We start from the raw sequence: 356 nt of genomic DNA, 5'->3' as shown, positions 1-356 counted from the left end.
CCGGGGACGGTGGCGAGCATGCCGCTGAGGATCACCTCGGCGAGGTGCTGGGGGCGGGGATCCGGGTCGGTGGCGGCCTGCACCAGACGCATGACCGGCAGATCCGGGCGGCTCAGGGCCAGGTGACCGGCCAGCCGGAACGCCTCCGGGGAGGCGGTCGCCCGGAACCGCAGCACGAGTTCCTCGGGGGAGAGCCCGCCCACGTCCGTACGGTCGTCGAGGTCCGCCGGGAGCGGTCCGTCCAGCTCCGCGACCGCGGCCGGGGCCTCGCCGCCGCCCGGTGCGGCGAGCAGGGCCGCCCAGTTGGCCAGCCACCGCGGGCCCGGCTCCAGTACGGGCAGCGGGACGGCGCGCCG

1 pseudogene is annotated in these 356 nt (G+C 78.1%); it reads right to left on the bottom strand.

The window, feature by feature from the left end:
• Window positions 1–356: pseudogene (locus B7767_RS42600) on the bottom strand (serine/threonine protein kinase); the annotation flags it as partial.

Origin of the sequence: Streptomyces sp. 13-12-16, assembly GCF_002114215.1 — a bacterium.
GTDB lineage: Bacteria > Actinomycetota > Actinomycetes > Streptomycetales > Streptomycetaceae > Streptomyces.
This window is presented reverse-complemented; position numbering and strand designations above follow the sequence as displayed.